Raw genomic sequence first — 13,462 nt, forward strand, 5'->3', positions numbered from 1 at the left:
AGTCGCGCTGGACCAGCTGCTCAGCAGCCGCCGGAACGGCTGCTCAAGAGAGGCTGGATCGGGTGCTCAAGTGGGACTGGAATATGCACGCGCACAGAAAGGTCAACCTCGAGCACGGCGCTTGCGCCACCAAATCACCACGCCGGTCACCACGAGCATGGCCACTGCTAGCCCCATCGCGCTCATGAACAGCTTCATCGGCAGGCCCCACACCAACGCCATGTGCAGGCTTGTTAGCCAGGTGCGGACGGTGTCCCCGGCCGCGCCGCCCGTGGGCAGCCAGGTGGCACGCAAGGCGCCGGTGTCGCCGTCAAAGTACACCTGCGTGTAGCCGCCACGCTCGCGCAGGTCGAGGCTGCTGTGCACGTCGTAGCGGTACAGCCCGTGCGTGGCGAGGTAGAGCAGCGAGTCCTCGTGGTGGACGACGAAGCCCAGGCGCTGCGCCTGTTCGGCCATCAGCTCACGGCCTCGCTCGCGTGCCTGCGGCCAATCGAGCGCGGGCGCCTGCCGCGGCGACGCGAGCCTCGACGCCGACTTCTCGTCGGGTTGGTGCGCAAACATCGCCCGCATCACCGGGTTATAGACCTCGGTCAGGTTGAAGGCCACGCTGCTCCAGGCCAGCACGAACAGCATGGCCCAGACCCACAGCCCACCGGCGCGGTGCAGGTCGAAGTTGAGCTTGTAGGCACCGCCGGTCCAGCGTACGCGCCACGACGGCCGCCAACGCGTCCACCAAGACTTGCCAGCCCTGGCCACGCCTTGCCGGGCACGGGCCGGAAAGGTCAGGTAGGCGCCGATGAAGCAGTCCAGCGTCCACATCAACGCGATCACGCCGAAGGCATAGGTGCCGACCACGCCGAGCGCCAGTTGCTGATGCAAGCGGTAGATAAAGGGCATCAGGTTGCTGAACCCCTGCGACACATCGCCCCACTTGCGCGAGCCGAGGACACCACCGGTGTAGGGATCGACGAAGAACTGGTCGTCGGCGGTGTCCGTCTGCGCCTCGACGAAGAACTGCAGCGACTGCCCCGGCACGGCATGCAAGGGCAGATATGGCATTACGGCACCCGGATGGCGTGCAAGGAACTGTTCGCGCAGCAGCACGGGGTCCAGCATCGGCACGCCCTCACCGGGCAGGCTCACACGGAACAGCTGCGGGCTGATCGCGACTTCCAGCTCGTCGTACCAAGCCAGCAGGCTGCCCGTCAGCCCGGCCAGCAGCAGGAAGCCCGCAATGACCAGCCCCACCCAGCGATGCACGAGTACCAGGACTGGCCGAATCACATCTTCATCCGCAGGATCAGTTGCATCAGACGCCGGTTGCCGACGCCGATCTGGCCGGTCGCCGTTCCGCCGTCCTGCGCACTCGTGTAGTAGGTCTTGTCGAACAGGTTCTCGACGTTGAAGTCCAGCGACAGCTTCGGGCTGAACGCGTAGCCCAACCCGGCGTCCACGCGCGTGTAGGCGGGCAGCTGGTAGGTGTTGCCGCTGTTGGCCTGCCTCTCAGCCACCCGCATGACGCCTAGCCGGGTGCTCAGCGGCGACAGGCCGAACGCGGCCCACTTGTAGCTCGCGAACGCGCTGGCCTGAAGCCGGGGCACGTTGGGATAGCGATTGCCGGCGTAGCCGTCGCCGCTCTCCAGGATCTTCGGTGCCATCAGCGAGACGCCGCCGCTGAGCTGCAGGTTCGGCGATACCTGCCCGACCAGCTCGGACTCCAGGCCGCGCATGCGCACCTTGCCGTAGAGCATGAGGTATTTGCAGTCCACGGGGTCGATGGGGTCGCACACGGTCTGGTGGTCCTGCGTGATCTGGAACAGCGAGTTCGTCCAGAGCACCTGGCCGTCGAACAGCGAGGTCTTCACGCCAGCCTCGAGGGACTGCGCGCGCAAAGGATCGATCTGCGTCCCCACCCTGTCGGCGCCGGCCTGCGGCACGAAAGAGTTGCCGTAGCCGGCGAACACGGTCACGCGTTCCGTCACATCGAAGGACGAGGCGAGCCGCCAGGACGTCAGCTGGTTCGAGACCGTCGGGTGATAGCTGGGCGGCGTGCCGTCCAACGTCTCGCTGACGGCGAAGCCGTCGTAGTGGTCGCGGCGCAGGCTGAAGACCGTTCGCCATGCGGGCGTCCAGCGCGCCAGCCACTGCGCGAAGCCCGACTTCAGGTCGCTGCCCCGCCTGAAGTCGCCGCTCAGGTAGGTGTCGATCACGTTGATCGTCTGGTGGTTGGTCGGCGCGAACAGGTCGATGCTGTTGAGGTTGTCCCAGTACACGTGGTCGCCGGCCTGGCTGACGAACGCGTCCCGGCTGCGGTTTCTGCTGAGGCCGACGTTGACCGTGCTTTCCACCTTGCCAATCTTGAAGTCGCCCTGCAGCGTTAGCTCGGCCGTACGGGCCTCAAGATGACTCCTGTCATGGGAGATGTAGATAGGCACCGCGGTCGTGCCGTTCCACGAGAGGCCATCGGTGGCGTAGATCCCACTGGTGTCGTTGTTGCGGATGGCGTCGGTGACCTGGTCCTCCTTCATGCGCTGCAGGCGCAGCTTGGCCCGCCAGCCGGGAACGATCTGGTGCGTCCAGTCGAGGTCGAACCGCTGGCTGGTGGCCGGCATGCTGTCGCCCGCCTGATGGATGCTCCAGTCCCTACCGGCGAAGCCATCCTTGAAACCGGCTCCGCGGACGTAGATCGTGCCGCGGTCCAGCGGGTCATTGGTCTTCAGGTGTTCGTACTCCAGCGTCACGTGGCTGCCGGGTGCGTAGTCCCAGTTCAGCGAGGGCGCGACAACATCCTGCGGCCGGTTCGTGCGGCCGGGGCGCCAGGCGGCCAGCTCGTTGTGCGCGGCAATCAGCCGGTACTGCAAGTCGGGCGCCGCGGCGATGGGGCCGGTCACATCCACGCCGAGCGTGCGGTAGCCGTGATCCCCCAAGCCCACCCGCCCCTCGGCGGCGAACTCCCTCTGGGGCCGCTTGGTGATGAAGTTGATGAAGCCACCGGGATCGGAGACGCTGGCCTCCACGCCCGCTGGCCCCTTGACGATTTCAACGCGCTCGATGTTGTCCAGCGAACGGTATTGCCCGCGCGTGACGGCCTGCCGCATGCCGTTGAAGTAGGTGCCCGTGACGCCCACTGCGGCGGCCCCGAGCGGAAACCCACGAATCGTGACCCGCTCGGACGGCGACCCCACGTTGTCAGCTGTCGTCAGGCCCGGGACGTAGTTCAGGATGTCCGTGAAGCGAGTGGCGCCGGTGTCCCTGAGGAAGTCGCTGGTCACGACGCTGACCACCGCCGGCGTCTCCTGCTGCGACAGTCCCGGCGCGATCGCGTCGCTGCTTTCGGCGCGGTAGCCGAGTTGGGCCGGTGCGGCGTTGGCCCGCACCCTCACGAGGGGCAGCACGGTGTCAGCCGGCGCATCGGCCTTTGCTGCGGCAACCGGGGCCAGCAAGTAGCCCGTCACGGTCTTGCCCGTGGCGTCGTACTGGACAACGCCGGCGAGGCCATGCCCGCTCAGCAGTCGCTGCAAGGCCTCGGCCGCGCTGAAGCTGCCCGCCAGCGCCGCCGCCCGCTTGCCCTGCACCAGCGCCGGGTCGAAGGACAAGGTGATGCCGGCCTGCCGCGCAAAGTTGTTCAGCGCATCTTCCAGTGCGCCGGCCGGCACGTTGAACGTCTTGCGCACGGCATCGGACGCGGGCTGCTGCGCCAGGGCCTGGTGTGCGGGCAGCGCCAGCCCGAGCGCGAGGCCCAGCGCCCATGCGCGCGCAATTGCAGTTCGGGTGAAGGGCTGGTGCCGATGGGCTCGCATGGGTGGGGGTTCCTGTGTCGATGGAGGGTGATTTGCCCCTCTTGCCGAACAAGCCCGTCCAAACCCGTAATGCACCCCGAAAAAAACTTGAGGGCGCGGCAAACGATCAGCGACCCACGACGACCTGGCCGACCGCACCTTGGTTTTCGATAGCCACGGGCAGTGTGCGCGCCAGCATCGCAAGAGCCCGGTCCACCGGCTCCGGCCCGTCGAGCTGGAACACGCCCGACACGCGCAGCGCCGCCACGGAGGGGTCGCAGCGCAGCGGCATGGCCCGGTGCCGGCCCAGTTCCGCGGTGAAGGCGTCCAGGCGCATCTGCTTCGCCACCAGCACGCCTTCGGTCCACGCCGTGGCGTCCTGGTCGGTCAGGGCCAGACGCCTGGGCGCGGAGCCGTCCGCGGGGATGAGCAGCGTGTCGCCCGGTTCGGCAACGGTCACGGACGCACCGGACGTCGGATGCACGGCCACGCGGCCCTCGGTGACCTGCAGCCGGGTGGCGATGCCTTCGGAGCCCGCATCGAACACCCGCACGTCGAAGCGCGTGCCCAAGGCCTCGAGGTGAGCCGCAGGCGTTTCGACCCAGAACGCGCGGCGGCCGGCGAACGAATCCGCGTCGGCGCCCGTGCTGATGAACACCTCGCCGCGCTGCAGCACCACGCGGCGGCGCAACAGCGAGAAGCGCAGTTCCACCTCGGTGCCGCTGTTGAGTGCCAGGCTGCCGCCATCGCGCATGGCGACGCGGCGGCGCTCGCCGGCGCGTGTGGCGTACTGCGCGCCCTGCAGCCACGGCGCGCCGCCCAGCCACCGCGCCGCAAAGCTGCCCAGGCCGAGCGTCAGCACGCCCCAGCCAAGCACGCCGATTGCACGGCGGCGGCTCTTGCCCTGGCGGCGAAGGCGCTCAGCGGCCACGAGCGTGTCCTGCGCCAGGCGCCTTTCGCTGTCGATGGCAGCGCCGTGAAACGTCTGCTCGACGGCCTGCACCCGCTGCCAGGCCTGCTCGTGCGCGGCGTGCTCGGAACGCCACTGCTCGCAGGCGCTCCGGTCCTGCGCAGTGGCCGTGCCGGATGCCAGCCGTACGGCCCAGGCGATGGCTTCTTCCAGCGTGCGGTCGCCGGCTGCGGTGGCTTCCATCACACGTCAGCGCTGGCGAGCGCAGCCTGCATAGCCAAGCAGTGACGCAACGCGCTGGCCATGTACTTCTCGACCGAGCTGAGGCTCATGCCCATCTGCCGGGCGATGTCGGCATAGGCCAGGCCTTCGAGTCGCGACAGCAGGAAGGCCGCGCGCGCCCTGGGCGCCAGGCCATCCAGCAACGTGTCGATGCGCTCCAGCGTCTGCAGCAGCATCAGCCGTTCTTCGGGAGACGGGTGCAGCGCCGGTGGCATCAGCGCCAGCGTGTCCAGGTAGGCGCGCTCCAGCGCCTGACGGCGCACGTGGTCCACCATCAGGCCATGCGCCGCCGTCGTCAGCCAGGCACGCGGCTCGCGCAAGGTCTGCGTCTGCAGCGGCTTGCCCAGCAACCGCAGGAAGGTGTCGTGCGCCAGATCGGCCGCGTCCGCCGGGTTCAGCAGCTTGCGGCGCAGCCAGCCGCACAGCCAGGCGTGATGGTCCCGGTAGATAGCTTGCAGTTGCTTGGGCGCTTGGGCATCGGATGCGGTGGCGAGCACGGTTGAAACGGGGGCCAAGAGAGACCTCACTGGGCAAGGTGGCGAGCAGCGGTCCTGCGCCGAAAACGGAATGCCGCATTCTCTCGCTAAAATGAGAATGATTCTCATTTATTGCAATACTGGACTCGCACGACATGGGCGCCGCTGCATTGCCTGGGCAGGCCATTGCCGACCTCTACAACGGCCACCAGGGCTGGCTGAGAGCCTGGCTGCAACGCCGGCTGGGTTGCACGCACCAGGCCGCTGACCTGGCCCATGACACCTTCGTGCGTCTGCTGGCACGCCCGCGTGAGATCGATGCCGGCCGTGACCCGCGCGCCTACCTCAGCACCATCGCGCACGGCCTGGTTGTCGACCATTGGCGCCGCCAGGCCATCGAGCGCGCGTGGCTGGAGACGCTGGCCACCCAGCCCGAGCCCTGCGCACCGTCGGCAGAACACTGCGCGAGCATCGTCCAGACGCTGACGCAGGTCGCGGCGCTGCTGGATCAACTGCCCGAGAAGCCCCGCCGGGCCTTCATCCTGGCGCAACTGCATGGCGCCACGTATGCCGAGATCGGTGCCACGCTCGGCGTGTCGGAGCGCATGGTCAAGAAGTACATGGCTCAGGCCATGCTGCTCTGCCTGATGGCCGACCCAGGCCCGGTCTGATCGAACACCGCCATGTCCCACGCCCGCCAAGACCTCGACCACGACACGCTGCGCCAGGCCGCCGAGTGGTTCGCCGTGCTGGGCGCTGGCGATGCGGGCGATGGCGAACGGGCGCGGTGGCAGGCCTGGCTCGCCGAGCGGCCCGAGCACGGGCGCGCATGGCAGCGCGTGGAGGCGATCAGCGCGCAGCTCGACCTGCCCGTCGAAGAGCGGGCCGCCGCCGACTCCGCACTGGCCGCCGCACACCACGTGGCGCGCCGGCGGCAGGCCCTCAAGGCGCTGGCGCTGCTGGGCGTGTCCGTCAGCGCGGGCTGGGCCGCCTGGAAGAGCCCGTCCGGCCAGTCGATGCTGGCCGGCCTCGGTGCCGACTACCGCACGGCCACGGGAGAAACGGCGGAGTTCACGTTGGCCGACGGCAGCCGCCTGTGGCTGGACACGGCCAGCGCCGCCGATGTCGACCTGGGCCCGGCGCTGCGCCGCATCGTGCTGCAGGCTGGGCGGATATTGGTGGAGACCGCCTCGGGAATGTCGCAGGCACCGCTGGTGGTCAATACCGCGCAAGGCCGCCTGCACGCCCTCGGCACCCGTTTCTGCGTCCAGCAGTTCGCTGCCGCCACGGAGGTCGCCGTGTATGCCGGGCGGGTCGAAGCACGGCCCGGCGACACAGGCGCCGGGAGCCGCGTCGTCCAGGCGGGTGAATGGCTGCGCTTCACGTCCGCCAGCATCGGCACGCCGCAACCAGCGATGACCGGCGGCGAGGCCTGGGTGCGTGGCGTACTGCTGGCGGACAACCTGCCGCTGCCGGCCTTCCTCGAAGAACTGGCGCGCTACCGCCACGGCCTGCTGCGCTGCGATCCGGCAGTCGCACACCTGCGCGTGGCCGGCGGCTACCCGCTGCGCGACCCGGACCGCGCGTTGTCCATGCTCGAGGCCGCGTTGCCGATCAAGGTGCGGCGGCGTCTGCCCGGCTGGGTGGTCATCGAGGCACGCTGACGGCGAGAGCCGCTGCAGCGCGGTTCCCTTTTTCTCGTCTCGTTCGGACTGGGAACAACAAGCCCTTCATCCGACTGACGAGACTCCCCATGACCGACCGCTGCTCGCTCCCCACCGCCACCGTCCGCCGCCCACAACACCGCCACGCGCCCTTGGCCCTGGCCGCGCTGCTCGCCGTGGCCGGCGCGTCTGCCACGCTGGTGTTCGCGCCACCGGCCTACGCCGCCGAGACGACCGCCGCCTTCGACATCCCTGCAGGTGCCCTCAACGCGGCCCTGCATCGCTTCATTGCCCAATCCGGCGTGTTCGTCGCCGCCAACGGCGCGCTCACCGAAGGCCACAACAGCGCCGGGCTGCAAGGTCGCCATGCACCTGCCGATGCCCTCGAGCGGCTGCTCACCGGGACGGGGTTGGAAGCGGTGCGCCAATCCAACGGCAGCTTCGTGCTGAAGCAGCGGCCGCCCGCGCCTGCCCGCCCCGACACCGGCGCCTCGGCGCCAGAGAACATGCTGCCGCTGGTGCGGGTGAAGGCCGGGCCCGAACGTGAGCGGCCCCTCGGGCCGGTCGCCGGCTACGTCGCCAGCCGCACTGCCACGGCCACCAAGACCGACACCGCGCTGCTCGAAGTGCCGCAGTCGATCTCGGTCATCGGCAGGGAGGAGATGGACGCGCATGGTGCGCAAGACATCATGGCCGCCATCCGCTACACGCCCGGCGTGAGCGTCAACGCCTACGGCCCGGACAACCGCGGGTGGGAAGACATCATGCTGCGCGGCTTTTCGTCCTATTACGCCAGCTACCGCGACGGGCTGGCGCAAACGCCGTTCGGCATCGTGTATGCGTTGACGGAGCCTTACGGGCTGGAGCGGGTCGAAGTGCTGCGCGGTCCGGCGTCCATGACGTTCGGCCAAGGAGATGCCGGCGGCATCATCAACCGCGTCAGCAAGCAAGCCACGGGCGATTCGCTCCGCGAGGTCGAGGTCCAGTTCGGCAGTCACCAGCGCAAGCAGTTGGCGGTCGACCTGGCGAACACGACCACCGCCGACGAGCCCTGGGCCTTCCGCGTGGTCGCCGTCGGCCTGGACAGCGATGACCAGGACCGCTATCCGGACGGCCATCCGCTGAATCGCACCCGCGCCTACCTCGCACCCTCGCTGCGGTGGCAGCCCGACACGGCGACCTCGTTGACCCTGTTCGGCGAATTCATCCACAACCGCTCGCCCGAGGACCCGTACTACATCGGCGCCGACTACGTCCTCACGTCCGTCAAGATGGGCGACTACAGCTTCAGCCGGCTGACGCAGGATCAAACCTCCGTCGGCTACCGCTTCGAGCACCGCTTCGACGCCAACTGGACCGTGCGCCAGGTGGCGCGGCACAGCCGCATCGAGCTCGACCGCCGCGTGGTCTGGGTCGACTCGCTGCTGGACGACGGCCACACCGTTTCCCGAGTGACGCGCACCTGGAACGACTCGGCGACCCAGACCGGCCTGGACACGAACGTGCAGGGCAAGCTGCGCAGCGGCTCGGCCGAGCACACGCTGCTGTTCGGCATCGACTGGAACAACCTGCGCGGCAACGCGCTGCGCCGCATCGGCACGGCGCCGGACCTGGACTTGCTCGCGCCGGTGTACGGCCAGCAGATCTCCATGCCGCAGGAGTTGCTGGCCGACTACAGCCAGCACACCCGACAGCTGGGTATCTATGCGCAGGACCAAAGCAAGTTCGGCGACCGCTGGGTCGTCACGCTCGGCGGGCGGCAGGATGAGGTCAGGACCGTCACGGAAGACCGCGCCAACGCGGCCTCCACGGTGGAACGCGCGCATGCCTTCAGCGGCCGCGGCGGCGTCACCTACCTGCTTGGCAACGGCTGGGCGCCGTACCTGAGCTATGCGGAATCTTTCCTGCCCAACAGCGGCGTGGACGGGAACAACCAACCCTTCAAGCCCAGCCGGGGCAAGCAAGTGGAGGTCGGCATCAAGTACCAGCCCGAAGGCTCCCGCACCTACTTCGCCGCCGCCGTGTTCGACCTGCGCAAGACCAATGTCGTGACCTACGACAACGTCACCTTCGACGCCCGGCAGATCGGCAGGCAGCGCTCACGCGGCCTGGAACTGGAGGTCAAGACCGAGCTATCACGGGACTTGAGCGCCACCGCCTCTTACACCCGAACGCAGATGAAGGTGCTTGAAAGCGCGGACAGCACCGAAGTGGGCAAGGCACCGCCGGGACAGCCCAGGCAGGCCGCCTCGGCCTGGCTCGACTACAACCTGGGCGTCGGCTTCGGCATTTCGGGTGGCGTTAACTACGTGGGCCGACGACCGAACGACGAAGCGAACAGCACCAGCGAGCCCGGCTTCACGCTGCTCGACGCCGCCATCCGCTACGAAGCCGGCGCCTGGCGGCTGGCGCTCAACGTGAGCAACCTGCTCGACAAGAAGTACTTCGGCATCTGCTACCACGGGGAGTGCTATCGAGGCCAGGACCGGGCCGTGACGATCTCGGCCCGATACAGGTTCTGACGACCTTGCAGCGGGCTTGCTCGGCTGCGTTGGCATTGCCGAATTGGCTGGAGATTCAAGCACGACCTTGCCTACTCACCGGCGCGCCATCGACTTGCTGCGGGCACCCTGTTTTCTTCGCCAGATGACGACGCCAGTGACTGAAAGCGCCGCCACGGCCAGCCCCAGCATGCAGACGAAGAGCTTCATGGGAGCACCCCACAGCGCGGCTCGATGCAGGCTGGTCAGCCATGTGCGGACGGTGTCTGCGCCGGCAGCGCCGGTCGGCAGCCACACGCCCTTGAGCGTGCCCGTGTCGGCATCGAACAGCACACTGGTGGCGCCGCTTCGGTCACGGATGTCGCGACTGCTCCTCACGTCGTAGCGGTAGGTCCCACGGACGGGATCGAAGGCCAACCCGTCCTCTGCATGCACTGCAAAGCTTCCTGATCGGGCCTGCTCGGCCAACAGGCGCCGCCCGATCTCACGAGCCTGTCCAAAATCGATGGCCGGGTTGAGCAGCGGCGCATCCAATGTGGGCAGCGACGTCTCATCGCGCTGGCGAGCGAGCACCGTATCCATCACCGGGTCGTAGACCTCGGAAAGGTTGAAGGCCACGCTACTCCAGGCCATGACCAGCAGCGCGGCCCACATCCAAAGCCCCCCAGCACGGTGCAGATCGAAGTTCATCTTGTAGCTGCCACCACCCCAGCGCACCTTCCAGTTCGCCCACCAGCGGGCGGCCCTGGATGCCTGGCCCGGCACGCCGCGCGCCGGCGCAGGGAACGTGAGGTAGGCGCCCACGAAGCAGTCCAATGTCCAGAGCAGCGCCACGATCCCGAAGACGTAGTTTCCGAAGACACCCAACGCGAGCTGGTGGTGCAGGCGGTACACGAAGGGCATGAAGTTCTTCAGCCCCTGGGAGATGTCACCCCATCGGCGCTCGCCCAGTACCTCGCCCGTGTAGGGGTCGACGAACACCTGATCGTTGGGCAACTCGGCTTGTGCGCCGGCGTCCGTCCGCGGCTCCACGGAAAACTGCATTGAACGTCCCGCTTCGACATTCAGCGGCAGATACGGCACGACCACATCCGGGCGACTTGCGAGCAAGCGCTCGCGCAGCACGACGGGATCGAGCATCGATGCATTCGTGGCTGGTGGGGCAACCACGAAAAGCTGCGGATTGATGGCGGCCTCCAGTGCGTCGGTCCACGCCATCAGGCTGCCGGTCAAGCCGGCGACGAGCAGAAACCCCGCCATGACCAAGCCCACCCAACGGTGCAGGCGTGCCAGCACCGGGCGAAGCCGGGCGAGCGAAGGCACGCGCTTCATGGCCGTCATGACATGGGCTGCGCAGTGCGCGACTTACCAACGGTATTGCGCCGTCAGCAGCACCTTGCGCGGATCGCCGTAATTGCAATAGCCATCGCCGCATTCGGCGAAGTACGTCCTGTCGGCAAGATTCTTGAGGTTCAACGCATATCGCCAGCTGCCGCGCTCGTAGCTCAGGCCCGCATCGAACACCGTGAAGGCGGGCACGATGTAGGACGCATTGGCGGCCGCCGTGTCGCCGACGTAGCGCATGCCCAAGCCGAGGCGCAACCCCGGCAGGCTCCAGCCTGCGAACTGGTAGTCGGCCCAGACCGACATCTGGTTGTACGGCGTGTTGGGCTGTCGCTGCCCGACAGCTTCAGGCTGAACTGCACTGGCCTGAACGGTGCGTGCGTCGGTGTAGGTGTAAGAGGCGATGACCCGCAGGTCGCGCGTGACATCGGTTCTTGCTTCCAGCTCCACACCGCGGGACCGGACCTTGCCTGTCTGGATCGAGAAGTTGTCGGGATCCACCGGGTCCGGCACCTGCAGGTGACTCTGCGTCAACTGGTACAGCGAGGCCGACAGCAAGGTATTGCTGCCCGACGGCTGCCAGCGCAGACCGACCTCGTACTGCTCGCCATGCGTCGGCTTGAAGCGATTGCCCTGCCGGTCCTTGTCGCCAACGGGCTCGAACGACTGACTGAAGCTGACGAAGGGCGCCAGCCCGTTGTCGGCCAGATAGACCAGTCCGGCGCGGCCGGTGGTGGCGCTGCTGCGCTCGCCGCTCCAGGCCTCGTCGAAATAGTCGCTCTGGTCGATCTTGACGCTGTCGTGCCGCACGCCCAGCAGCAGCACCCAGCGCTTGTCCATCTTGATCTGGTCCTGCAGATAGACGCCCAGCGCGCGGGTCTTCTGCTTGTAGCCGTCCTTGCCATCGTCACCATGGGGCTGCGCGCCGTAGGCCGGCTTGTAGATGTCGATGGGGTCGATGAGTTGGTAGTAGCGCGTGCGCTTGTTGTCGCTGCTGTTGCCGTCCACGCCCACCACCAACTCGTGGGCCAGCGGGCCGGTGCTGAACCTGGTTTGCAGATTGCTGTCCAGCGTCCAGGACGAGACCTTCTCCATGCGCCTGGCGTAATAGCGCGTCAGCGTGCGCAGGTCGGGTTGCAGGGTGTCGCGGCCGGCGTAGTGCCAGGCCATGTCCACATCCGAGCGCCGCAACGTGAAGTTGAAAGAGCTCTGCTCGGACAAGGCCTGCTCCAGCAGCAGCGTGGCCGACGTCTGCGTGTCTTCATGCAGGTCGCCGGGTTCGCCGATGTTGCGTTCGCGCGGCGCGCGGCCATTCGGATTGGGCAGCAGCGTGGTCTCGGGAGGTAGGCCCCATTGGCGGTTGTGCCTGCTGTGCTGGTACTGGGTCAGCAAGGTGATCCGGGTGGTGCCGGACGGCTTCCAGGCGAAGGCCGGCGCCACGTAGACGCGATCGTCGGCAACGTCGTCGATGAAGGTGTCGCTGCCGCGGCCCAGCAAGGTCAAGCGATACGACAGGCGGTCATCGTCGGCCAGTTTGCCGCCCAGGTCGGCCGTGGCCTGCCGGCGGTTGTAGTTGCCGATTTCCAGCCCGACCTCATGCAGGCTGTCACTGGACGGACGCTTGGTCACCAGGTTGATCAAGCCACCGGGCTCTGCCGAGCCGTACAGCAACGAGGCCGCGCCGCGCAGGATGTCGACCCGCTCCAGCCCATAAGGTTCCTGCGTGCCGGTGAACGTGTTGCCCGACGAGCGCAGGCCGTCGCGGCGGATGCTCGAGTTGTCGATGGTGAAGCCGCGCAGCGTCAGGTTGTCGGTGTCGCGGTAGCCGTTGCTTTGTGTGCCGACGCCGGGCGTGTAGCCGACGACGTCACGCAGGCTGCGGGAGCCCTGAGCCTCTATCTGGTCGCTCGTGACGACCGAGATCGATTGCGGCGTCTCGATGAGCGGCGTGTCCGTCTTGGTCGCCGTGGCGCTGCGCCTGGCCACGTAGCCCGTGATCGGCCCGGCCGCGGTTTGTGCGTCCGGCGCCGCCTGCACCCTGACCATGGGGAGCACCGATTCCATCGGCGCTTCCCGTTGCGACACCGGCTCGACACGCTTCACCAGCGCGTAGCCGCCGGTGGGCTTGGCCTCGGCCGCCAGGCCCGTGCCTTGCAGCAGCACAGGCAGGGCCTCGGCCACGCTGAAGCTGCCACGCAAGCCGCGGCTGTACAGGCCTGCCGTGGTATCGGTGGGGAATGACAACAGGATGCCCGCCTCGCGGCCAAAGCGGTTGAGCGCGGCTTCCAGAGGCCCGGCGGGAATGTCGTAGGCCCTGCGGGCCGACGCTGCCGGCTGGATCGTCTCGGCGGCCAGCGCAGCCACCGGCCAGGCCGAAGCGGCGACCACCCCAGCGGCAAGGACGTGGCCGATGGCCATCGCCAGCGATGTGCGGCCAACCCGCGGCGCCTGCTCCTGGCCTGATGAATGCTGCGTCTGCTGGGCGCGTGTCCCCATGGTCGATCCT

General features: G+C 67.9%; 9 protein-coding genes. 3 read left to right on the plus strand and 6 right to left on the minus strand.

Annotation, left to right across the window (positions count from 1 at the left end):
• Positions 1–102: 102 nt before the first annotated feature.
• The 4 genes from QM732_RS13590 to QM732_RS13605 all read right to left on the minus strand — a co-directional run bounded on the left by QM732_RS13590 (position 103) and on the right by QM732_RS13605 (position 5,486).
• The gene (locus QM732_RS13590) at positions 103–1,284 is read right to left on the minus strand and encodes a PepSY-associated TM helix domain-containing protein (protein WP_415656659.1); all 1,182 of its coding nucleotides are present in this window, start codon (positions 1,282–1,284) and stop codon (positions 103–105) included.
• Positions 1,281–3,800: a TonB-dependent siderophore receptor gene (locus QM732_RS13595; RefSeq protein WP_415656660.1), complete on the minus strand. Its 2,520-nt coding sequence runs from the start codon at positions 3,798–3,800 to the stop codon at positions 1,281–1,283. The genes QM732_RS13590 and QM732_RS13595 overlap by 4 nt, the downstream gene beginning before the upstream one ends.
• A gap of 106 nt (positions 3,801–3,906) precedes the next feature.
• A complete protein-coding gene (locus tag QM732_RS13600; RefSeq protein WP_415656661.1) occupies positions 3,907–4,932 on the minus strand; it encodes a FecR family protein in 1,026 nt (341 codons plus the stop codon).
• Positions 4,932–5,486: a sigma-70 family RNA polymerase sigma factor gene (locus QM732_RS13605; protein WP_415656662.1), complete on the minus strand. Its 555-nt coding sequence runs from the start codon at positions 5,484–5,486 to the stop codon at positions 4,932–4,934. Before QM732_RS13605 ends, QM732_RS13600 begins: the two co-directional genes overlap by 1 nt.
• A 116-nt stretch (positions 5,487–5,602) precedes the next feature.
• Here QM732_RS13605 and QM732_RS13610 point away from each other — a divergent pair, with 116 nt between their 5' ends.
• The 3 genes from QM732_RS13610 to QM732_RS13620 all read left to right on the plus strand — a co-directional run bounded on the left by QM732_RS13610 (position 5,603) and on the right by QM732_RS13620 (position 9,633).
• A complete protein-coding gene (locus QM732_RS13610; RefSeq protein WP_415656663.1) occupies positions 5,603–6,118 on the plus strand; it encodes a sigma-70 family RNA polymerase sigma factor in 516 nt (171 codons plus the stop codon).
• 12 nt (positions 6,119–6,130) lie between these two features.
• Positions 6,131–7,111 carry a FecR domain-containing protein gene (locus tag QM732_RS13615; RefSeq protein ID WP_415656664.1) on the plus strand — a complete coding sequence of 327 codons (981 nt, stop codon included), beginning with the start codon at positions 6,131–6,133 and terminating at the stop codon, positions 7,109–7,111.
• Positions 7,112–7,200: 89 nt separating this feature from the next.
• Positions 7,201–9,633, plus strand: a complete 2,433-nt coding sequence (locus tag QM732_RS13620; RefSeq protein WP_415656665.1) for a TonB-dependent siderophore receptor — start codon at positions 7,201–7,203, stop codon at positions 9,631–9,633.
• Positions 9,634–9,708: 75 nt separating this feature from the next.
• Here QM732_RS13620 and QM732_RS13625 read toward each other — a convergent pair whose 3' ends face one another.
• The gene (locus QM732_RS13625) at positions 9,709–10,944 is read right to left on the minus strand and encodes a PepSY-associated TM helix domain-containing protein (RefSeq protein ID WP_415656666.1); all 1,236 of its coding nucleotides are present in this window, start codon (positions 10,942–10,944) and stop codon (positions 9,709–9,711) included.
• Positions 10,945–10,977: 33 nt separating this feature from the next.
• Positions 10,978–13,452, minus strand: coding sequence for a TonB-dependent siderophore receptor (locus tag QM732_RS13630; RefSeq protein ID WP_415656667.1), 2,475 nt, complete (start codon positions 13,450–13,452; stop codon positions 10,978–10,980).
• Between the last annotated feature and the right edge of the window lie 10 nt (positions 13,453–13,462).

Origin of the sequence: Roseateles sp., from assembly GCF_047654805.1 — a bacterium.
Lineage (GTDB): Bacteria > Pseudomonadota > Gammaproteobacteria > Burkholderiales > Burkholderiaceae_C > Pelomonas.